Genomic DNA, 21046 nt, shown 5'->3' with positions numbered 1-21046 from the left:
CAATCCTAGACGACATATTACCTGAAGGATTAATATACGTCTCAGATGATTCACAAGGTGCATACGACAGCGAAACCGGCAAATGGACTATAGGAGACTTACCAGTAGGAGAAACAGTTACAATAACAATCACTACAGTTGTTAACGCATCCAACACAACAATAACAAGTGATGTCAATGTATCATCCGATACCTACGACCCTAACATGGAAAACAACAAAGCAAACAGCTCAGTTGTCATCCCACCAGAACCCGACCTCGAAGTCACAATAACAAACGACCATGAAAACGTTACCACCCACATCGGCGATACCGTAGTCTGGACAATCAACGTAACCAACAACGGACCTGACGACGCAATAAACACAATCCTAGACGACATATTACCTGAAGGATTAATATACGTCTCAGATGATTCACAAGGTGCATACGACAGCGAAACCGGTAAATGGACAATAGGAGACTTACCAGTAGGAGAAACAGTTACATTAACAATTACAACAGTTGTTAACGCATCCAACACAACAATAACAAGTGACGTTAACGTATCATCCGATACCTACGACCCTGACATGAACAATAATAATGACAGCAGTTCCATTACTGTTCCTCCTGAGGCTGACTTGGAAGTTGAATTATCAGTTTCCAATTCAACACCTAATTTAAACGACAAAATTACCTGGACTGTTATTGTTACCAACAATGGTCCTGACACTGCAGTCAATACACAGGTATCCTATAAGCTACCTGAAGGATTAGTTTATAATGGAGACAGTTCAGCTGGAGCTTATGACGTCAATACTGGTATTTGGAATATAGGCAATCTCGAACCTGGTCAAACAGTCATCTTGAATGTTAGTACCATTGTAGTCGCTCCTGGCGTTGAGATAATTTCCAATGCAAATGTTTCTTCAGACACATTTGATCCGGATATGAGTAACAACTATGCTATCAATTCAACCAGAGTTCCTATGGCTGATTTAGAGCTTATCAAAACTGTTAATGTTGATTACGCATATGTTGGAGATCAAATCATATTCAACACTGAAGTAATAAACCATGGTCCGGATGCTGCAGTCAATGTAAAAGTAATCGATAATTTACCTTCTGATTTAGAAGTTATTGATGTTGTTGTATCAAAAGGTAGTTACGATAAAAATACTGGCATTTGGACTATTGGAGATTTAGCTCCAGGTGAAAAGGTAACACTTACTGTTGTCACTAAAGCTTTAAAAGAAGGAACATACACCAATGAAGCAACTGTTTCAAGTGATACTTATGATCCGAACTTGTCCAACAACAATGGCTCTGCAAGCGTAGTTGTTAAAGACTTGCCTAGTGGCGGCAATAACAGTGATGTAAAACCGCCAGTCAATACATTGCCTGCTACAGGTAATCCAATTTTAATGATTATCCTAGCATTGTTCTCTTTGGCTGTTGTATCTATAAGAAAAAAACATTAAATAAACGGGAAATTAAATTTTCCCACCTTTTCTTTTTTTAAACCGAATTCTAATCATTGCTTTTAGATTTATCACATTCATTGTAAAGTTGCATCAATAATCCATAAATTAACAGATTTTTTGCAAAAAATTATATAATGTTTAATAACAAAGAATGTTTATGGTTAAACTTTTCAGTACTCAAAAAGTAAACACAGGAAGACAGGTTGAATGGGATTTTGCCAAAGTTTTTGCAATTATTCTCATGATAGTTACTCATTATTTTGCTTTCTGCAGTTTCGGTAATGTTGATTATGGAAAAACAACAGATGCACTCTTCATACTGACTCAGTGTTCAGCACCCATATTCATGTTTGCAATGGGTATTGGAATGGAATATACCCGCCACAATACTCCAAAAGAATTTATTATCCGTGGAATCAAGCTGCTTTTATTAGGTATTATTATAAATACAATGTATTTTCTTTCAAATTATGCTGCCGGCGTACCACTGGAGTATTCTTTATTATCATTATTAGCCAATGACATTCTTCAGTTTGCCGGATTAAGTTTTATACTCATAGGAATCTTTAAAAAGTTTAATTTCAGAACAATTAAAATATTTGTAATAAGTATCGGATTTTCCCTTGTTGCAACATATTTTTCAGATTTCACTTTCAGCAATATGTACTTAAACCAGCTGTTTGGCAACTTAATTGAAACCCATGGCCAGAATATTGTCAGCTGTTTTCCTATTTTAAACTGGTTTATCATACCCGTCTGCGGAATGCTTTTCGGAGAAAACTTAACAAGATGCAATGACAAGGATGAACTGTACTCAAAAATATTAAGGCCTACCTACATTTTAACTTTAATCATGCTTATTGTAGGTTTTATTACATTGGAGGGCATGTTTTCAGTCACCGGAGGAACCGTACCTGAAAAAATGGAGTATCTGCACGCATCCCTTCCGGATATTATAATATTAATCATAGCGACACTTTTCATTGGTTCACTATTCTATTTTGTGGCTAAAAGATTATCCCCTTCAGCTATTAATTTTGCTACAAAAACCAGCAACAACATTACTGTCATTTATATTGTCCAGTGGGCATTAATTCTTTTTTTAACATATATTAACCAATTTTTACAGGTAGAAACAAATCTTGCAATAGCTATTAGTGTTTTGATTTTAATCATTATCGCTTCAATATTATTAAGCGATGCCTATGTAAAAATTAAAAAGAAGATTGTAAAAAAATAAAAAATAAGAATTTGAATGGTTAAGCTTCAAATTCCCATCATGGGTCTACAGTCGTAATGATGACACTACTGTTTGCATTGCCGGAAGATCTTGATGAAGATTTTGAAGTAGTGTTATTTCCCAAAATATTGGTTGAATTTGTTGTGACTTTTAAAACCGGCTTCTGATTGACTACAATATTATCTGTGAAGTTGCATCCGTTGTACTGGTCGTTTCCAGAATATTGCACCTTGACTGCACAGCTTCCAATGGTTCTGTTGTCAACTGTAATGTTGGCTTCACCAAATTTGTCCGTAGTGAGATTCTTCTGGTTGGCATTGCCTTTGCTTGCCAAGACAACAACTGATATGCTCTGGCCTGAAATCGGCTTTCCATTTGAATCCATCAGCTTGACTGTCACGTTCTGGCCTTCAGTCAGGTTGGTGCCGTTTGTTATGACAACCTTGGTATCCGTTTTTGGTTGTGCCTGATGGTTCATCAGGAATGTAAAGGCAAATATGACAACCGCAATTATTGCCACAACCAGCAATATGTTTTTTAATTTCATATTTAATAGTTACTTCATCATAATATTAATCTTTTGTTAATGAACTGCACCAGCAAATTAACACTTTTTATTAATAATTTATACACAACCTTTATATATAATTGAAAAGAAATATAATATCAATGAAAAAATGAATTTCAAGAAACTCCATGCATTATAGAAAAATTATGAACTGGTGAGAATTATGGATGAATGGAAAATAGGAGATCCCGTATGGTGGGCAAACGGCGATACAATGGCTGAAAACTATGGAAGAAGAGATGAAGAAGAAGAGGAGGAAATCCCGGTAAATAAAAATAAATTATATAGTGAAAATGCATGGCAGCTGAACAGACAAGGCAGATACCTGGAGGCTCTTGAGGAAATAGACAAAGCCCTTGCAATCAAAAAAAGCAGCTACAACTGGAATATCAAAGGACTGATTCTGGTCAATATTGCCATTGACGAGCCAGAGAAATTCAGCCAATCAGTATGCTGCTACGACAGAGCCCTATCACAGAGTCCAGGCCACAAAACAATTAAAAACAACAAGGCAATATGCCTTTCGGACTGGGCATGGTATCTTCAGTCACAAAGACAATACGATTTGGCTCTGGAAAAATTAGATGAAGCGATGCCGTTATTTAGAAAAAAAGATTTAGACTATGCATACGCTTTGGATGTGATGGGTATAATCTATCACAAGACCAACAATCCAAAAAAGGCAAGAAAATGCTATGATGAGGCACTGGTCTATGACCCAGAAAATGAAGTCTATGCTGACAACATCATCCGTCTCAACCGGGGTCTTGACATAGACTCTGACTACCTCTAAACATCAAAAATGAAAAAGAGTTATATAGTAGAAAAAACGATATATTAATTGTTCTTCCAATTAATCTTTGAAAATTATTTTATCACAGCATTAAAAAAAAATACTTTTTTTAAGAAATTGGAAGAATGCCCTTTTATAATCAGTTACTTTTTTTGAATTTCCTTATTTTTAATTTAGCAAGTTTTATGGTGATGGTTTAACTATTTAAAAACTTACTTCAACTTTTTGAATTTGTACGTCATTACTTACCGGATATTTATGGTATGTAGCACCGTCTTCACCGTGAGCCCATTCAGTCCACTTCCAGTTTCCATTCATGCGGATATATCCTCTTGACAGATAGGAATTTTTATCCAACATCTTACCGTTTTTGTAAACCCATACTCCTAATCCGCCGACACCAGTTCCGGTCCATTTCATTGCCTCGATTCTATATTCACCAACCGTAGTTGAATATTTGTTATCAAATGCAGGCAGTTCCAATGTTACTGTTTTTCCGCCTGAAGAAGCACCTGAATTGCTGGATGTTGTAGCGGCTTTCATTTCTATTGTAGTATTGGTCTTATTTGCCTTATACCCATTGCCTCCGCCGTAAGAAAGTTCAACCGTATATTTGGCGGGAGTCAATCCGTTCATCTGCATCTGCCCTTCACCTTTCTCATCAGTCACTATAAGCTGAGGATTTCTGCCTCCGTTGGAATCAATGATTGTTACATTGACTGTTGCATTTGCTATCGGGCTACCTTCAGAACCTTTAAGGGATATGCCGTAGTAATCCCCATCATACAAAGTATCTGCTGTTGTCATTGCCAGATTCACATCCTTGCCGGCAAAAGGTCCGAAAAGAACAAATGCCACCACAAGCAGAATGACAATTACACCAAGCAAAATTATAATAATTTTTTCCTGATCCATAAACTCACCTGTTTGATATTTTATTGACAATACATAATAAAATAATCGAATCGATTTTCAGCCAATATATTAAAAGATTGCACTCATTATTCGCCAATATGATGTCCGAACATGTAAGATTTTTAATCACAAAGTAATTTAAATGAAAGATATGTCACACAGCAATTAATTTCAAAGCCGGCATCTACATGTCGGGACAACATTTTAATTAATCAGACTACAAAAATTACAAAGCAATTAAAATATTGCTTAAAGTGAGTAAAATTACAAACTAAAAGCAATATTATCTTTATATTAGAATTAAAAAGATTTAAATACTTCATATTACAAAATAATAATTAGTTCTTCCTGGTATGCATGTTATGTTAAGAGAATAGTTAATACTAAAAGATGTTTGATGTCCCACCCCAGGAAGAACACTGTATTTTCACTCCCTGTCAAAGAAAATATATAATTAAGTTAGAATCCTTTGATTCTAACTTATTTTATTAAAAATCATTTTTACTTAAAGACAATTTATAAATATAAAAAAAATAGATTAATAATTGTAAAGTTGATTCCTCTCAACTTTGTATCAAAAATGTTAGAATCTTATTATTCTAACTTTTTTTGATAATGTTTTTTTACAAATAATCTTTTAAAGATAAAAATACATATATAAAAACATTATGAGTGAAAATTTTGAGAAATATTTTATTTTAAGTGCTTTTATAACATCATTTTTCGGCGTATTCATTACAAACGGAGTTATTATAGGAACTCCCGAGATTGCAGCCGACTTTGGAATGAACAATGTGCTGCAGAACTGGATACCCACAATACTTGTTCTTGTTGTAACAATGTTTACCGTACCATTCGGACAGATATGCGGAAAGTACGGTTTTAAAAAGGCATGGGTGATTGCGCAAATCATAAAGATAATAGGTCTAGTTATCTGCTGCCTTTCAATTTCAACGGAAATGTTTTTTACATCAAGAGTGCTTCAGGGAATTGGAATAGCTATGGGAAATGTCTGTGAAATGGCTATAGTCGTTCTTGCAATCGACAATGAAAAAAGGGGAAGGGCACTTGGAATCATCGTAACCGGAGTCTATCTTGGAACATCACTTTCCCCCGTTGCCTGCGGATTTCTGGTTCAGGATTTCGGATGGAGATCAATGTTTTATATGACAATAATATTCAATTCAATAGCTACAGCAATTCTTCTTTTAAAAACACACGGAGAATGGAAAACCAATGAAAATGACAGCCTCGATTACAAAGGAATGATAATGTATGCATTGGGAATATTTTTCCTGATTTATGGAATTTCCATATTTATGACACTGGAAGGCCAGGCAATGGCTGTTGCAGGAATACTTATTATCATAGCATTCGGATACTATGAACTTCATCAGAAAAGCCCCGTATTTTATGTGAAATTGCTGAAAAAACATTCATTCACCCTTTACAACATTGCAGGAATGTTCGGATATATGGCCGTCATGATGATTACAACCATATTCAACTACCATTTCCAGTATGTAAAAGGATGGAATCCTGAAATGACCGGCATAATACTTCTTGTAAGCCCTGTTGTAATGTCAATAGTTGCACCTAATGCAGGAAAACTTTCAGACAAAATTCATCCCCAAAAAATCGCTGCAATCGGAATGTTTATTACAATATTTGCATTTCTAATACTGATAGTGATGGATGCGAATACTCCGCTTCCGCTTATCATTCTGGCGATGGTACTGCAGGCTGTAGGTATGGGACTCTTTTCAAGCCCTAACATGAACGCAGTAATGAGTTCAGTTGACGAAAAATATGCTGCACATGCATCAGCTTCCCAGATAACAGTAAGAGGAATAGGCCAGACCCTGAGTCTGACAATAGTAACCCTTGTATTCGGATGGGTAATGGGAACTCTGGTACTGTCCAGTCAATATTCAGACATGATCGTTGAATCTTCACAGATTATCTGTCTAATATGTGCCGTTGCATGTGTAATTGCAGTGATTACATCAGTTATAGGAATAAGACTGGACAAAAATACGGATTCCAGCCTATAAGTGTGGTCTTGATGCTATAACCCCTGCACGGATTCCATATGGAGGCGCTTCGATTCTAAGTTTGATGGACTTCATAAGTGCTTCTATACCTCTTCTTTTTCCAGGAATATAATTGTAGGTAGTTTCCGGAACACATACGAATCCTCCAATTCTTACTTTAGATAGAATATTTAAAATAATATCTACAATGACATCATCCCTTTTATCCAAAAGACTTTTATTCAGATTAACGATGACAAAGTCAAATTCACCATTGATATCATAAGAATCCTCAAGGCCTAACTGAATCATATCTGCATCTTCAATGAACTGATCTGAAATTAAAAGTCCTGTTCCATAATCCTGGGAGATATTAACTATTTTCCTGATTCTTGAAGTTATCACATCTTCATCAATTTCTGAGTCCTTATCTGTATTGTCACTTAAAACCAGAGAAAAAATACGTCTTTCAACATTTCTCAAAAACTCAATTTCTGAGTGCAATACTGCAGCATCATCATGAACCATGTAAACAAAGCCGCAGCTGGTCTCAAGATCAAGAGTTTTGGAGAAAAACATTTCTATCTCATCAATATTTTCAAGGTTGGTGGCGTAATAGCTCTTTAATTTAGGGGAAATATTGTTCATCGGAGCTGATGTGGCTATGATGTCATATGGGACAATGAAAAGCTTTAGGGCACCATTTGAAAGCAGCCTGTACTGCTTTTTACTTTTCTCATAGAAACGTTTAGGTTTAAGATAGGAATCCAAAATGGAATCTGTTTCGTGCTGGCCTGAAATCCTGTCCAAAAACGGTGCAGGCATTGATGCTCCGCACGGACGACAGTTAACCTCTATAAGAACTGGTCCCTTATCGTCAACCATATACTCACCATGAACAGGACCGTACTTGATTCCAAGGGCATCGGCTACATCAAATGCATATTCAATCAGTTCTACCTCACCTATTCCAAACTCATCGATTGATAGGACTGTATCATAGATAATAGCTCCGTCAGAAGTGCTGATTTTGTTATATTTCCACACAAGTGTCAGGCGGTGATTTCCTTCACATGATACGGTATTTACAATATATTCTTCCCCTTTGATACGTTCCTGAACTACAACCTCATCAATCTTTTGGCCATAGCAGTTGTCTTCATCGAATACATCATTTATGGCATCAATCAGTTCATCCCTGTTGATACACAGATGAACACCAACTGAAAATGCACCATATACCGGCTTTACTACAACTTCTTCAAGACCTTCACTGTCATAAAACTCAAGCGCTTCCTCAAGGCTTTTAACCGGCTTTCCTTTAATGTGTCTGAGTCCCTTCTCAGCAAGCCTTTCCTGCATTTTGTCCTTAAAGGTAAAATAATCCATATTTTCTATAGGATTACACAACAAATCCAAATCATTTGCAAGCTTTGTAGCCAATATAACACCATGCTCGTTTCCAGGTAAAACCAGAAGAGGATTGAATTTTCTTACAGCTTCAAGAGTTTCCTCGTAGCTGTCCTTCTCATAAATCATGTCAAATTCTGCATTAACACGGGCATAGCCATTTTCCATAGCTTCCTTATATTCTTCAGGATTTCCCACAGGTGCTTTCATTTCCAATACAACTGGATTGTAACCTCTGTTTATAATATCTTCAATAAAGTTAAGTCCTGTAGACTTACAGTCTACGATAATTATGCTTTTCATGTATTTTCACCCAGTTTATTCACCATTAAAAACTGTTTCTTGAAGCGATCACTCCGGTGTTAAGTCCATATGGAGGCACTTCTATTCTTAAGTCTAGGGTTTTCATTAAGGCTTCTATACCTTTCCTTTTACTTGGAATATAATTATATGTACTTTCAGGAACACAGACAACACCTCCAACACGAATGTCAGAAAGGATTTTTAAAATAAGACTTACAGTAATATGCTCCCTTTTGTTAATCAGGCTCCTGTTGAGATTGATAATTACATAGTCAAATTCGCCGTTGACCGTATCCACATCATCCAGACCTACCTGTATAATTTCCGCATCTTCAATGAACTGGTCTGTTATCAAAAGACCTGCCCCGTAATCCTGGGTTGCATCAACTATTTCATTAATGTTTCTTTTAATTTCTTCATCATCAATCGGAGGCAAATCATCAGGTTTGCTTAAAACAAGAGAAAAGGCACTCTTTTCAACACGCCTTAAAAATTCAATGTCATCCTGTATGGCACCCTTGTCTTCATGAACCAAATAAACATATCCGCAGCTGGTTGCAAAGTCGACAGTCTTTACAAAAAACAATTCTGTATCCTCTATATTGGCAACATTTGTCTTGAAAAAGCTTTTAAGTCTAGGGGAGATTTCATTTACAGGTGCTGAGCGAGCCATAATGTCTTCAGGAACTATAAATACTTTTAAGGCACCGTATGCATTTAATCTATATCTTTCCTTTCGTTTTTCATGGAAACGTTTAGGCTTCAAATAGGAATCCAAAAACAAATCCGTTTCATGATGGCCTTCAATCCTGTCTAAAAACTCTGCAGGCATTGATGCACCTGCAGGACGGCAATTCACTTCAATCAGAACAGGACCATTATCATCAATCATATACTCACCATGAACAGGACCATACCTGATTCCAAGTGCATCAACAACCTTATATGCATAATCAATCATTTCAGACTCACCGATGCTTATCTCATTTACTGTTTCAATGGTATCATAGATTATAGCACCGTCGGAGGTCTGTACTTTACTGTATCTCCAGATACTGACCACCTGATGTACGCCGTCACAGGAAGTTGTATTGACATAATATTCATCTCCGCTAATACGCTCCTGAATTACAACCTCTTCGATTTCTTCGCCATATATATTCAATCCATTTAAGGTATGAATTACAGAATCAATCATCTCCTGCCTGTTTGAACATAAATGGACACCTACAGAACCTGCACTGTAAACCGGCTTTACGACAACTTCACTTAGGCCTTCACTGTCATAAAACTCAATAGCTTCATTTAAAGTACTTACGGCCTTACCCTTAATGCTTCTTAGACCGGCTTGTGCAATTTTTTCCTGCATCATATCCTTCAAAGTGAAATAATCCATATTTTCAACAGGATTGCATAACAAATTCAAATCATTGGCCAGACGGGTAGCCAGAATAACACCAGACTCATTGGCAGGTATAACCAGTTTAGGGTCAAGTTTTCTTACGGCCTCAAGTGTTTCTTCGTAAGTATCCCTTTCAAAAATCATGTCAAACTTTTCGTCAACAGAATCATAACCTGCCCGATACATTTTTTTAAGTTGTTCTTCTTTCCCCTCAGGAAACTTCAATTCCAATACAACAGGATTATAACCCCTATTAACAACATCTCCAATATAATTAATTCCAGTTGACCTTACATCCACCAAAACAATGTTTCTCATTTTTAAAACCCCCTAACTATTTTTTGTAGCGATAACCCCCGTATTAACTCCGTAGGGCGGCACTTCAATTATTAAATCCAAAGTTTTTAGAATGGCTTCAATACCTTTTCTTTTGCCGGGAATATAATCACATGTGCTTTCAGGTATGAATACTATTCCGCCAACTTTAATATTTAAAAATATATTGAAAAGCAATTCAATAACTTTAAATTCATGCATATCAACTAAGCTTTTATTTAAATTAACAATTACATAGTCGAATTCACCGTTTATATCATATATCTCATCTTTACTTATCTGCATCATATGTGCATTATCCAGAAACTGGTCAGTTATAAGAAGTGAAGTTCCATAATCGTGAGCATAACTGACTATACTTTCAAGTTCTTTAAAAAGAGCATCCTCATCAATAGGCTTATCATCATAAACTTCATCACTTAAAACCAGTTCAAACGCTTTTTTCTCAACATTTCTTAAGAAATCAATATCCTGATGCAGTATTTCCGGATTTTCATGGACCATATAAATTATTCCTCCAGCAGTAGCCAAATCTTCAGTTTTTCTATAAAATACTGCATTGTCAAAATTTTTATCTATGCTGGATTTGAAATAACTTTTAAGCTTAGGGCTGATATTGCTCATAGGTGCTGATTTTGCCACAATATCATGAGGGACACTGAAGAATTTTAAAGCACCATGGCCATATAAACGATATTTATCCTTTCTCTTTTCACTGAAGCGGACAGGTTTTAAATATGAATCCAAAATAGCGTCAGTCTCATGGTGTCCTGCAATCTTATCAAGGAATTTTGCTGACATATTTCCTCCGCATGGTCTGCAGTTGACTTCAATCAGGACAGGTCCCTTATCATCAATCATATACTCACCATGAACAGGACCGTATTTAATTCCAATGGCATCAGCTACCTGATATGCATATTCAACCATTTTAGCCTCACCGAGATTAAGATTATTAACTGTTTCGGCAGTATCATATAAAATAGATCCGTCATGAGTTCTTACCTTATGATATTTCCAAATGAGTGTAACACGATGAATTCCGTTATTGGAAACTGTATTGACAATATACTCCTCACCCATAATACGTTCCTGAAGCAGGAGTTCAGAAATGCTTTCACCGTAATAGTTTTGTTTATTATGAAAGATTTCCTCAATTGAGTTAATCATTTCTTCCTTATTTGAACACAGTTTCACACCGGCAGATCCTGCACTGTAAATCGGCTTGAGGACAACCTGACTTAAATCTTCAGCATCATAAAATTCAACGGCTTCATCAACGGAGCTTATGAGCTTCCCACTGATGTATCTGATTCCATTTTCCTTAAGTCTTTCCTGCATCTTATCCTTTAGGGTCATGGCATCAAGATTTTCTATAGGATTGCACAGCAAACCCAAATCATTTGCAAGTTTTGTAGCAAGAATTACTCCATGTTCATTTCCCGGAAGAACCAGTTCGGGATTTAATTTTTTGACAGCCTCAAGAGTTTCTTCATAAGTATCCTTTTCATAGAGAATGTCAAATTCTTCATCAATTTCATCATAATGTTTGTTTAACATTGCCCTGTATGCTTCAACATCTTCGCCTGCAGGAATCAATTCCAGTACGACAGGTTTGAAACCTCTGTTAATGATGTCACCAATATAATTAATTCCTGTCGAAATACAGTCTACGATTATAATGCTTTTCATATTAACACCAATTATTCCTCTTTAGATGCAATGACTCCCTGCTTTACACCATAAGGAGGCACTTCAATTTTTAGCTGCATAGCTTTTAACAATGCTTCGATACCTTTTCTTCCACCTGGAATATACCTGTAGGTAGTTTCAGGAATAAATATAAATCCATTAACTTTAATGAATGAAAATATATCAAAAATAATATCAATTGTAAGATAATCGCTTTTTTCAAGAAAACTCCTATTCAAATTAACAATGACAAAATCAAACTGCTCATCAATATCCTTAACGCCATTCAGGCCAACCTGAGTAATGTTGACATCATATAATATCTGGTCAGTTATTAAAAGTCCGTCGCCATATTTTTCACTCATCTGAATAAGTATTTGAAGCTTTTTGACTGCAATATCTACATTGAAATGATAATTTACATCAGCTTCAGGACTCAGTACCAAATCAAAAGCGTTTTTCTCAACACTTCTTAAAAACCTGATGTCCTCCTGCAATACATGAAAATCTTCATGAACTAAAAAAATCAGCCCGCAGCTGGTATCGGAATCCTGAGTTTTTGGATAGAATTTTTCACCTGCCAGCAAATCATCAATGACGCTTTCATGGAAACTTCTTAATCTAGGTCCGAGATTATTCATAGGAGCTGACTTTGCAATGATATTCGTTGGAGCGATAATTCTTTTGAATGCACCATATGATTTGAGGCGGTATTTCTGGACTCTTCTTTGCAAAAAGTATTCAGGCTTTAAATAGGAATCCAGAATAGAATTGGTTTCATGCTGACCGGAAACCTCATCCAAAAATTCTCTAGGCAAATGGCCTGACATAGGACAGCAGTTAAGATTTGTAAGAACAGGTCCCTTATCGTCAATCATGTATTCACCGCTGACAGGACCATACTGGATTCTAAGTGCATCTGCAACATCATATGCATAGTCAATCATTTCCGCCTCTCCGATATATAAATCATTTACAGATTCGGCGGCATCATAAATGTAATTTCCATCATGAGTCCTTATCTTATCATATTTCCAGATGGTGGTTATTCGATGGACTCCGTCACAGGAAACAGTATTGACAATATATTCCTCACCGTCAATGTGCTCACGAAGCAAAAGAGCACTGTCGGATTCGGCAAAAAACATTTCAATGCAGTCAATCATTTCATGTTTGTTAAAACATATTATTTCATCCTCATTGTTTAACTGCTTTATGACAACCTCTTCCAAATCTTCACAGTCATAAAAATCAATAGCTTCCCCAAGTGAAAAAATGACCTTTGATTTGATATACCTGAGATTATTTTCGCCAAGCCTTTTCTGGGTTTCTTCCCAAACAGTGATTGCATCAATGCTTTCTATTGGATTTCCCAAAAGATCCAAATCATATGATAATTTGGTGGCTAAAAACATCCCATCATTACTGCCTGCAAGAACAAGCAAAGGGTCAAGTTCACGAATCATTTCAAGAGTCTCTTCATAGGACTCCTTTTCCTGTATTATGTCAAATTCATAATCTGACCTTTCATATTCCAAATCCATCTTTTGCCTGTATCCATCAATATCATCATGAATATCAGGTATCAGCTCCAATACAACAGGATTATAACGTCTATTGTAAATGTCATCAATGAAGTTAATACCCGTTGATTGACAGTCAACCACAACTATATTTCTCATGAAAAATTCCTCCAATATATTAATAGGTTTGGAATTAATTAAATATAAAATTTTACTAAAAAATGAAATGGGACTGTCATTTTGTTAAGACTTTTTTCTATATTATGAAATCTAAGCTCATATTCAAATCATTTTTTGATGTGATATGCTTAATAATGCCATTCCAACAGTCTAAAAATTTCATTATGGTCCCTTCATTATAAAATTTATTAAGATAAATCATGTATACAACATATGATTGGGATGTTTCAAATAGTGTCACATCATTTAAGATATTTTCACCAATATTTCTTATTAAATGTGGCCGGTCTGTTTTTATATTATAATCAATTATATCCAAATTGAAATCATGAAAGATAATCATTCCAGAAAGTTTTATCATTTTCAAATTCTTCACAATAACAATTATTATCTGCATTATCGGGTTTCAAAACACACCCGAATAATTTAAATCAAATACTATATATTATGAATTCATCATTAAATCTATGAAATCATTAAAAAAAAGAAAAAAACAAGAGTTTCTTAAAGAAACTCTTCAGTTTGGCCTGCCTGTGTTGAACTCGTCCTTGGATTTGATTCCAATCAGTGAAGCAAAGATTGACAATATGCATGCACACAATGATATGGTACAAATCATCTGAGAAGACTGGACAATCAAATCAGCATACTGGGATGATAAAGGCAAATTGCCCATTACCAAAGCAAATACCAAAGTCAAAAGACCCAAACTCATTGTCTGACCGATAGTCCGCATGGTCGCCTGTGAAGCTGAAGCGGTAGGAGCGTCCTTTGGAGGAACTGAACTCATGATTGCGTTCATGTTCGGGCTTGAGAAAAGTCCCATACCTACACCCTGAAGAATCATCACAATAACGACCATATATACAGGCATGTCATTATTCAGAAATACCAGTATAAACATTGCAACACTGGCTATGGCCATACCGACAGCAGCCAGTTTCTGCGGATGAATTCTATCTGAAAGCTTTCCTGTATTCGGCGCAAGAATCGCCATGATGATTGGAGTAACAATCAGTATAAGACCTGCCATCTGTGCATTCCATCCCCTGACATACTGGAAATGATAATTCAGAATTGTAGTGACAACCATAATAGCCAGATAACTGCATAGCGCGGCAATATTTGATGAAGTGAACTTGGTGTTTTTAAACAGCTTCATGTTGAATACAGGTGAAGTCTGTCTTAACTCCCACACTGCAAATACCACAAGCAGAATAATGCCCGCAACGGTCAATAATATTCCCGTTTGATGAATAAGGTTAGTGAATCCGTAAATGAAAAGAAGAATTCCTATCGCATACAAAACAGATCCGAACTTGTCAATGGCATCATGTTCATAGGTCTTCCATTCCTGAGGTATTTTTACTATCATTACAAGAATACAAAGTACAAGGAATGGAATAACTACATAAAATATTGATCTCCATCCGAAATTATAAACCAGAAATCCGCAGATAACCGGAGAAAGGGAAGTTGCAAGATAAACACCGGTTACAGTAAAACCTAAAGCCTTTCCCCTGTTTTGAGGTTTAACAGCAGATACTACCATAGCCATTGCAGCCACATTAACAAAAGCTACGCTGGCACCCTGAACTATACGAAACAGCATAAATGATTCTGTTGAAAAGGACAGTGCTGCACCGATAGAACCTAATAAAAATACACTAACTCCAATAAGCAATGATTTCTTGACACCGAACTTTCCTGAAATCTGGCCTGCAGGAACTGTAAATACGGCCATTACCAGGAAAAATATTGTTGGAATCCAGTTCTGAATGACATTGTTCATGGCAAAGTCATTAGCTATTGCCGGAACCCCAATTATGATACCGTTTGACAAAAACACTCCAAAAAATGAAGTGAGAAATGATATCAATACTACATAAGTTTCATATTCAATTTTCAATTTTTACACCCTCTTTAATTATGTCTTTAAAATATATTTTCATATGAAATAATAATTATGATGGGAGAATTTATTCCTCCTCAAGCAGTTTCATGCCGTTTATGGCAATTTCCTTTAGTTTATTTTTAAACTCTTCATCCTCATCAGTCAAGCCTACTGCACTGTCCCAGTCTTTAGAAATCTGTCTGAATTCCGGAATCAGTTCATTTGCCTTATCTGTAGTGTTAAGCATGTATTTGCGTCGGTTTTGAGGATTGATTTTTCTCTCAATATATCCTTCATCCTCAAACTTTTTCAGGATTTTGGCAATATTTCCCTTGCTCTGGCAGAACATATTGACCAGATCCTCCTGAGAACAGTTGGGATTGTCATAAATAAACATCAGATAACGTACATTATGTCCAAAATCATAGTCTTTGATTTTAGATTTTAAATATTTTTGTTGATTTAGAGAAATATTATGTATCCAAGCAATTATCGGAGAATTATCATTTATTGCCTGAAAAATTTCATCGCCCATAATCTTCACCGGTTAATTATCTGGCATTTATATAATATAAATGTTTCTTTTGAAACAGTTGATTATGAAACTATTATTTGAAAGTTGTAAAAAATCACACAAGAGACAAGCCGCACTTCAAAAATCCTTAAAAAAATCATTAAATATAATTTTTCTGAAAAACAGATTGAAACAACATAATCAAAAGTAGCTTAAATTGAATTAATCCAGCAATGTCGGTTGTAACATTAAAAATCCAATCCAATCAAAAAAAAAGATTTAAATAAAAATGTTGTGGGATTATATTTTCATATAACCCTCAGATTCACATTTTTCTTAGTGAAAAATCCCGGTCCTGATACAACACCGGATTAATTATCCAGATATTCTAAATCAACTCCTGCTTCAGCATATTCGAATACTAATGGAGTATTTTTGCAGGTAACTGAGATTACTCCACAGTATTCCTGGAAGTTATCTTCAGTGAGTTTTTCAAAGAGATTATTGGAAATTGATCTTGGAAGTTTTCGAGGAATTTTTGATGGAATTCTTCTCGGTTTTTTGTGCCTATTGATGAAGTCTTCACTTAAAATGAACTCCATTAACATGAATTCTTCATTCGTTTCCAATTCAAATAAGTTAGATTCTGTTATTAACTCTAAAAAGTTCAAAGTTTGTGTAATTGACGGATTTACACACACGCGGTTATTACAATTCGGACAATTTTCCATTAAAACATCCCTCCCTGGTTATAATAAAATATAGTTTAGTGATAAAACACTACTTGACAAACAACAAAACATAGATAAAATACTCTTAATATTGAATCACTCCTCTAAAAAAGATTTAATCATAAAAGATTAAATCATCGATCATTTCATTAGCTATTTGAGCTAAAATGTCGTTTTTATTTAATTGTTCGAAATGTGGTTTTTTGGAATAGCTGGTTTTTCCTATGGTGATGTCGGCACCATGAATCTTAATTCCTATATCTGTAACTTCATCCAAGCTACTTTCAGGAATTTTGATGGTGGTTTTAGTTAATCCACTTTCTATTTCAAAGGTTATAATATTCTCTTCACTGCTCTTTTCAATGAGATGGATTAATCTAACGTAGATTCCATTTTCATTGATTTTTCTTGATACAAAATCAAAAAATTCGTCGTTCATTTCATTGAAGGTATATTTTTCATCTGCAAGCCCAAGGAGGGTTGGCATTTCATCACTTGCAGTGAGCTCTTCAACATAGAATGGGAATTCATCAGGCACAATTACAGTATTTTCAATAGTTTTTCTCACATTAATCTTCATATTTCTCCTCTTTTTTTGGTAATGGTTTTTCAATTCAACAGCATATTTCTTTAATTAAAGAAATTGTCAAATATAAATGGTTATAACCTCCTTTAAAAATAAATTCAAAAGCGGTTTACAATTAAGGAAAAATAATTGGATTAGAACACTGTATACCCAGTGACTTTTACAAATGCTATCATATTTATCAACTCCCTTTAAAAGTTATGATAAATTCGTATATAGTCAGTTTTCAAATGGTGTGATTATTTTTAGTACAGAACTTAATGATATATATTCACTAATATATAAATATATCGATTTTTTTTATAATTTTAATATATATTCTTAAAAAGAAAAATATTAAATTAAGATAAAACAAACAAAATTATATGATTGGAAATGATTGGGATTTAGTTTTAAATAAAGAATTTGAAAGTGATTATTTTAAAAGAATAGAAGAGTTTACAAATGATGAATATGCAACAAAAACTATTTACCCGCCAAAAGAAGATGTTTTTAATGCATTTAAATTTACACCTCTCAGTAATGTTAAAGTTGTAATTTTAGGCCAAGACCCTTATCACGAAGCCGGACAAGCCCATGGTCTTGCATTTTCAACTCCAGAAGGCAGACCAATTCCAAGATCACTTAAAAACATATTCAAAGAAATCGAAAATGAATATTCATACCCAATCCCAGAGTCAGGTTGCCTTGAATCCTGGGCGCAACAAGGCGTATTTTTACTGAATACTGTTTTAACTGTGCGTGAAGGTGAAGCCAATTCACATAGTGACTGCGGCTGGCAAATATTTACAGACAATGTAATCAAAATATTAAATCAGCAGGACCAACCCATTGTTTTTTTATTATGGGGAAAACAAGCTGAAAAGAAAAAAGAATTTTTGGACAATCCAAATCATCTGGTTCTAGTTACATCACATCCAAGCCCATTTTCAGCCAGGAGAGGATTTTTTAACTCAATGCATTTTAAATTAGCTAATAAATATTTAAAAGAAAACAATTTAGATGAAATTAACTGGAAGCTCTAATAGAGTAATTCTTCCAAAACCAAATCATCAATATACATAGTATCATCTTTTAGAGATTCAATATGGTGAATGACATTTAATTTCAAATCTTCAAGTTTAATGCGGCCTTCCACATTTTTAAAGTCAATCAAAAAATCGAATTCATAAATCAAGTCATCAGAATAATTAAAAATTTGCCATTTTTGACCTCTAATATGGATTGAATGAACAGACCATTTACTCATTATATTATTAATTCTTGAACTTACTTCATCCACATTAAAATCAATGTAGTATATCTCTTTTTTAGCCATTTTTTCAATATTTAAGTCAAATATTTTCAATTCTAATCTTTTTGCAAATGAAGTTTTTAATATATACCGCAATTAAAAAAAGAATATATTTTGATTCAATAAAATTAATTACGAATCAATAAAACATCCTTTTCAGTAATTTTCAATACTCTTTCAACTACACTTCCAATAAAGAATTTTTTTAAACCTGATTTACCTGATGCTGCTATCATAATTAAATCAACATTTTCATTATCCGCTACATTAACAATTGTTTCAGAAGGTATTCCCTGTAAAACCAATTTTTTTATATTTACACTATTATTAAAACGTCTTGCCATACGGTCAACATTAGCCTGAGCTTCTTTTAAAAATTCTTTATTCATATTGTCAACATTCTTTTTATTATGAAACGGCGTATTAGCTTCAATTTTACTTGCAACAGATAATATGATGATTTGTCCATCCTTTGAAAGTAATTCCATTGCTCTTTCAAACTCATATTCAGAAAAATCAGATCCGTCTGTAGGTATTAATATTTTATCAAACATCTTGAGAACTCCTAATATAATATATATTTCTAATAACATTTAAATTATTTCTTTGAATTTGTTCATCTCTTCTAAAATATAATTTAAATTTTTAGAATTCACTATTTTTTCATCATCAATGAACTTCATCTGATTTTCCAATTCTCTAGCCCGATATCTACACCTAAATATCAAATCAACCATTTCAGAAAACAGTTCTATATCATTAACATCATATAATAATATTTCGATTTCATTTAAAGTATTTAAAATATTTTTTTCAAAAATTAAATTCCCATCAAATTCCCTTTGACAAGCTATAATAGCATCATATATTTTTTGACAATTAATCTCTAATGAATCTGATTTAATTGGATTTATTTCACAATTTCTCATCAAATAAAACCCCATGTAATTAATTAGCTAAAACCAATATATTATTGTAATTTTTAGCATTTTCACATTCCACATAAACAATATATTGACCAGGATTTAACCTAATGTTTAAGGTGGCGATGCCATCACAGTCAGTCATTCTATTATAGCAAACACCATTTATCCGAAACATCACATGATGATTTGGTCCAATAGACTTTCCATCTTTTAGAATTTGAACATTATATTGACTTTGATTATTATAATCCTTGATTAAATCAGAAGCATTGAAAGTATATTTGTGAAAATCCAAAAAATTAGCTTTTAGATTTGAAATATTATGATTATCAGCAGCATTAACAGCTTGAAAACTCAAAAAAATAAAGAATAAAAAAATAATAAAATATTCATATTTCATTATTGGCCCCAGCTAATGTCTTTTATAGATAAATAATGGAATAGACAGTAATCCTAAAAGCAGCAATGCTAATGGGTTTCCTGCAGGTTGTAAATTAACAGAATTCGTGTTTATTTTATTAACACCGCCATTAATGCCACTCTGATTTGATTGGTTATCATTATCCGGTTGAACATAAACATCTAATGGAATAAAACTGGATCCATTCAAACTTGCTTCAAATATAGCAGTAATATTAGCCACTAATGCTTTACATATAAAAGTATATTTAATTAATTCACCAGGATTTAGTGAATCAATAATTACTTTTCCATTATCATATTCAGCAGGACAAATTAAAATCTCAAATTCTTGTGGTACATTATAAAAAATAATTAAATTATCGATTGTTGAATTCCCATTATTTCTTACATATAAATAAACATTGATTATATCCCCCTTGTAAACAGTTGAAGGCTCATATGATTGACTTATATCGATGTCAGATTGAGTTGTACCAATATCTGATTGGCTTACTTCACTATTTGATTGATCTGCATCAATTTTTGGGGTTGAAACATCATATTGATTATCATCCACAATATTTGTGTCATTATCAACAGCACTTGCAACATTGACAGCTGCAAATACAAAAAAGACAATAAATAATGCAAATAATAGATGTTTTAAATTCATTTCAATTACCACAGTATATACCATTTTAATTAAATATAATGTAATATATTTTGCAATCTAATATATATATCTATATCAAAAACTTGAAATTAACCTCCAATATCCGGAAAAAAAATCTATTTGATATTTTTTTTAAATTAAAAATTAAAAATTTAAAATGAAAAT

The 21046-nt window shown here is 34.0% G+C and carries 19 protein-coding genes and 1 pseudogene; 5 read left to right on the top strand and 15 right to left on the bottom strand.

Annotation, left to right across the window (positions count from 1 at the left end; all coding sequences use genetic code 11):
- Window positions 1-1463, top strand: a pseudogene (locus ACKI5C_RS02980) (hypothetical protein); the annotation flags it as partial.
- A 160-nt stretch (window positions 1464-1623) separates the two neighbouring features.
- On the top strand, window positions 1624-2706 hold the full coding sequence (locus tag ACKI5C_RS02975) for an acyltransferase family protein (protein ID WP_407431746.1): 1083 nt from the start codon (window positions 1624-1626) through the stop codon (window positions 2704-2706).
- Window positions 2707-2743: 37 nt separating this feature from the next.
- On the opposite strand, the gene ACKI5C_RS02970 is transcribed toward ACKI5C_RS02975, so the two are convergent.
- The gene (locus ACKI5C_RS02970; RefSeq protein ID WP_407431745.1) at window positions 2744-3253 is read right to left on the bottom strand and encodes an Ig-like domain-containing protein; all 510 of its coding nucleotides are present in this window, start codon (window positions 3251-3253) and stop codon (window positions 2744-2746) included.
- A gap of 184 nt (window positions 3254-3437) precedes the next feature.
- Here ACKI5C_RS02970 and ACKI5C_RS02965 point away from each other — a divergent pair, with 184 nt between their 5' ends.
- Entirely contained in the window at window positions 3438-4067 is a 630-nt protein-coding gene (locus tag ACKI5C_RS02965) for a tetratricopeptide repeat protein (protein WP_407431744.1), read from the top strand.
- A 204-nt stretch (window positions 4068-4271) separates the two neighbouring features.
- Here ACKI5C_RS02965 and ACKI5C_RS02960 read toward each other — a convergent pair whose 3' ends face one another.
- A complete protein-coding gene (locus tag ACKI5C_RS02960; protein ID WP_407431743.1) occupies window positions 4272-4982 on the bottom strand; it encodes a carboxypeptidase-like regulatory domain-containing protein in 711 nt (236 codons plus the stop codon).
- A gap of 668 nt (window positions 4983-5650) precedes the next feature.
- Here ACKI5C_RS02960 and ACKI5C_RS02955 point away from each other — a divergent pair.
- Window positions 5651-7036: an MFS transporter gene (locus tag ACKI5C_RS02955; protein WP_407431742.1), complete on the top strand. Its 1386-nt coding sequence runs from the start codon at window positions 5651-5653 to the stop codon at window positions 7034-7036.
- On the opposite strand, the gene ACKI5C_RS02950 is transcribed toward ACKI5C_RS02955, so the two are convergent.
- The 8 genes from ACKI5C_RS02950 to ACKI5C_RS02915 form a co-directional block, all read right to left on the bottom strand.
- Entirely contained in the window at window positions 7031-8728 is a 1698-nt protein-coding gene (locus ACKI5C_RS02950) for an ATP-grasp domain-containing protein (RefSeq protein ID WP_407431741.1), read from the bottom strand. The genes ACKI5C_RS02955 and ACKI5C_RS02950 overlap by 6 nt on opposite strands.
- Before the next feature lie 25 nt (window positions 8729-8753).
- Complete coding sequence (locus tag ACKI5C_RS02945; protein ID WP_407431740.1) at window positions 8754-10448, bottom strand: ATP-grasp domain-containing protein; 1695 nt, start codon at window positions 10446-10448, stop codon at window positions 8754-8756.
- A 12-nt stretch (window positions 10449-10460) separates the two neighbouring features.
- The gene (locus ACKI5C_RS02940; RefSeq protein WP_407431739.1) at window positions 10461-12158 is read right to left on the bottom strand and encodes an ATP-grasp domain-containing protein; all 1698 of its coding nucleotides are present in this window, start codon (window positions 12156-12158) and stop codon (window positions 10461-10463) included.
- An 11-nt stretch (window positions 12159-12169) separates the two neighbouring features.
- Window positions 12170-13840, bottom strand: coding sequence for a hypothetical protein (locus ACKI5C_RS02935; protein WP_407431738.1), 1671 nt, complete (start codon window positions 13838-13840; stop codon window positions 12170-12172).
- A 538-nt stretch (window positions 13841-14378) separates the two neighbouring features.
- Window positions 14379-15770 carry an MFS transporter gene (locus ACKI5C_RS02930; RefSeq protein WP_407431737.1) on the bottom strand — a complete coding sequence of 464 codons (1392 nt, stop codon included), beginning with the start codon at window positions 15768-15770 and terminating at the stop codon, window positions 14379-14381.
- Between the two features lie 70 nt (window positions 15771-15840).
- Complete coding sequence (locus ACKI5C_RS02925) at window positions 15841-16290, bottom strand: MarR family winged helix-turn-helix transcriptional regulator (RefSeq protein ID WP_407431736.1); 450 nt, start codon at window positions 16288-16290, stop codon at window positions 15841-15843.
- 350 nt (window positions 16291-16640) lie between these two features.
- Window positions 16641-17000, bottom strand: coding sequence for a hypothetical protein (locus ACKI5C_RS02920; protein WP_407431735.1), 360 nt, complete (start codon window positions 16998-17000; stop codon window positions 16641-16643).
- Between the two features lie 115 nt (window positions 17001-17115).
- Window positions 17116-17580, bottom strand: a complete 465-nt coding sequence (locus ACKI5C_RS02915) for a hypothetical protein (RefSeq protein WP_407431734.1) — start codon at window positions 17578-17580, stop codon at window positions 17116-17118.
- Window positions 17581-17951: 371 nt separating this feature from the next.
- Between ACKI5C_RS02915 and ACKI5C_RS02910 the strand changes: the two genes are divergently transcribed.
- Entirely contained in the window at window positions 17952-18611 is a 660-nt protein-coding gene (locus ACKI5C_RS02910; RefSeq protein WP_407431733.1) for a uracil-DNA glycosylase, read from the top strand.
- Here the strand turns inward: ACKI5C_RS02910 and ACKI5C_RS02905 are convergent.
- The 5 genes from ACKI5C_RS02905 to ACKI5C_RS02885 form a co-directional block, all read right to left on the bottom strand.
- Entirely contained in the window at window positions 18608-18904 is a 297-nt protein-coding gene (locus tag ACKI5C_RS02905) for a hypothetical protein (protein WP_407431732.1), read from the bottom strand. The genes ACKI5C_RS02910 and ACKI5C_RS02905 overlap by 4 nt on opposite strands.
- Window positions 18905-19008: 104 nt before the next feature.
- Complete coding sequence (locus ACKI5C_RS02900) at window positions 19009-19434, bottom strand: universal stress protein (protein WP_407431731.1); 426 nt, start codon at window positions 19432-19434, stop codon at window positions 19009-19011.
- A gap of 39 nt (window positions 19435-19473) precedes the next feature.
- Window positions 19474-19809, bottom strand: coding sequence for a hypothetical protein (locus ACKI5C_RS02895; RefSeq protein ID WP_407431730.1), 336 nt, complete (start codon window positions 19807-19809; stop codon window positions 19474-19476).
- Window positions 19810-19828: 19 nt separating this feature from the next.
- Window positions 19829-20164 carry a hypothetical protein gene (locus ACKI5C_RS02890; protein WP_407431729.1) on the bottom strand — a complete coding sequence of 112 codons (336 nt, stop codon included), beginning with the start codon at window positions 20162-20164 and terminating at the stop codon, window positions 19829-19831.
- 54 nt (window positions 20165-20218) lie between these two features.
- Window positions 20219-20881, bottom strand: a complete 663-nt coding sequence (locus ACKI5C_RS02885; protein ID WP_407431728.1) for a hypothetical protein — start codon at window positions 20879-20881, stop codon at window positions 20219-20221.
- Window positions 20882-21046: the final 165 nt, after the last annotated feature.

Origin of the sequence: Methanobrevibacter sp. (genome assembly GCF_045646045.1) — an archaeon.
Classification (GTDB): domain Archaea; phylum Methanobacteriota; class Methanobacteria; order Methanobacteriales; family Methanobacteriaceae; genus Methanocatella.
This window is presented reverse-complemented; position numbering and strand designations above follow the sequence as displayed.

What these genes read in the sequence shown, in the direction of transcription:
- ACKI5C_RS02960 (WP_407431743.1), bottom strand. Translation starts at nt 4,982, where the DNA reads ATGGATCAGGAAAAAATTATTATAATTTTGCTTGGTGTAATTGTCATT.
- ACKI5C_RS02950 (WP_407431741.1), bottom strand. Translation starts at nt 8,728, where the DNA reads ATGAAAAGCATAATTATCGTAGACTGTAAGTCTACAGGACTTAACTTT.
- ACKI5C_RS02910 (WP_407431733.1), top strand. Translation starts at nt 17,952, where the DNA reads ATGATTGGAAATGATTGGGATTTAGTTTTAAATAAAGAATTTGAAAGT.
- ACKI5C_RS02885 (WP_407431728.1), bottom strand. Translation starts at nt 20,881, where the DNA reads ATGAATTTAAAACATCTATTATTTGCATTATTTATTGTCTTTTTTGTA.
- ACKI5C_RS02915 (WP_407431734.1), bottom strand. Translation starts at nt 17,580, where the DNA reads ATGAAGATTAATGTGAGAAAAACTATTGAAAATACTGTAATTGTGCCT.
- ACKI5C_RS02945 (WP_407431740.1), bottom strand. Translation starts at nt 10,448, where the DNA reads ATGAGAAACATTGTTTTGGTGGATGTAAGGTCAACTGGAATTAATTAT.
- ACKI5C_RS02940 (WP_407431739.1), bottom strand. Translation starts at nt 12,158, where the DNA reads ATGAAAAGCATTATAATCGTAGACTGTATTTCGACAGGAATTAATTAT.
- ACKI5C_RS02920 (WP_407431735.1), bottom strand. Translation starts at nt 17,000, where the DNA reads ATGGAAAATTGTCCGAATTGTAATAACCGCGTGTGTGTAAATCCGTCA.
- ACKI5C_RS02975 (WP_407431746.1), top strand. Translation starts at nt 1,624, where the DNA reads ATGGTTAAACTTTTCAGTACTCAAAAAGTAAACACAGGAAGACAGGTT.
- ACKI5C_RS02925 (WP_407431736.1), bottom strand. Translation starts at nt 16,290, where the DNA reads ATGGGCGATGAAATTTTTCAGGCAATAAATGATAATTCTCCGATAATT.
- ACKI5C_RS02970 (WP_407431745.1), bottom strand. Translation starts at nt 3,253, where the DNA reads ATGAAATTAAAAAACATATTGCTGGTTGTGGCAATAATTGCGGTTGTC.
- ACKI5C_RS02955 (WP_407431742.1), top strand. Translation starts at nt 5,651, where the DNA reads ATGAGTGAAAATTTTGAGAAATATTTTATTTTAAGTGCTTTTATAACA.
- ACKI5C_RS02935 (WP_407431738.1), bottom strand. Translation starts at nt 13,840, where the DNA reads ATGAGAAATATAGTTGTGGTTGACTGTCAATCAACGGGTATTAACTTC.
- ACKI5C_RS02900 (WP_407431731.1), bottom strand. Translation starts at nt 19,434, where the DNA reads ATGTTTGATAAAATATTAATACCTACAGACGGATCTGATTTTTCTGAA.
- ACKI5C_RS02895 (WP_407431730.1), bottom strand. Translation starts at nt 19,809, where the DNA reads ATGAGAAATTGTGAAATAAATCCAATTAAATCAGATTCATTAGAGATT.
- ACKI5C_RS02965 (WP_407431744.1), top strand. Translation starts at nt 3,438, where the DNA reads ATGGATGAATGGAAAATAGGAGATCCCGTATGGTGGGCAAACGGCGAT.
- ACKI5C_RS02905 (WP_407431732.1), bottom strand. Translation starts at nt 18,904, where the DNA reads ATGGCTAAAAAAGAGATATACTACATTGATTTTAATGTGGATGAAGTA.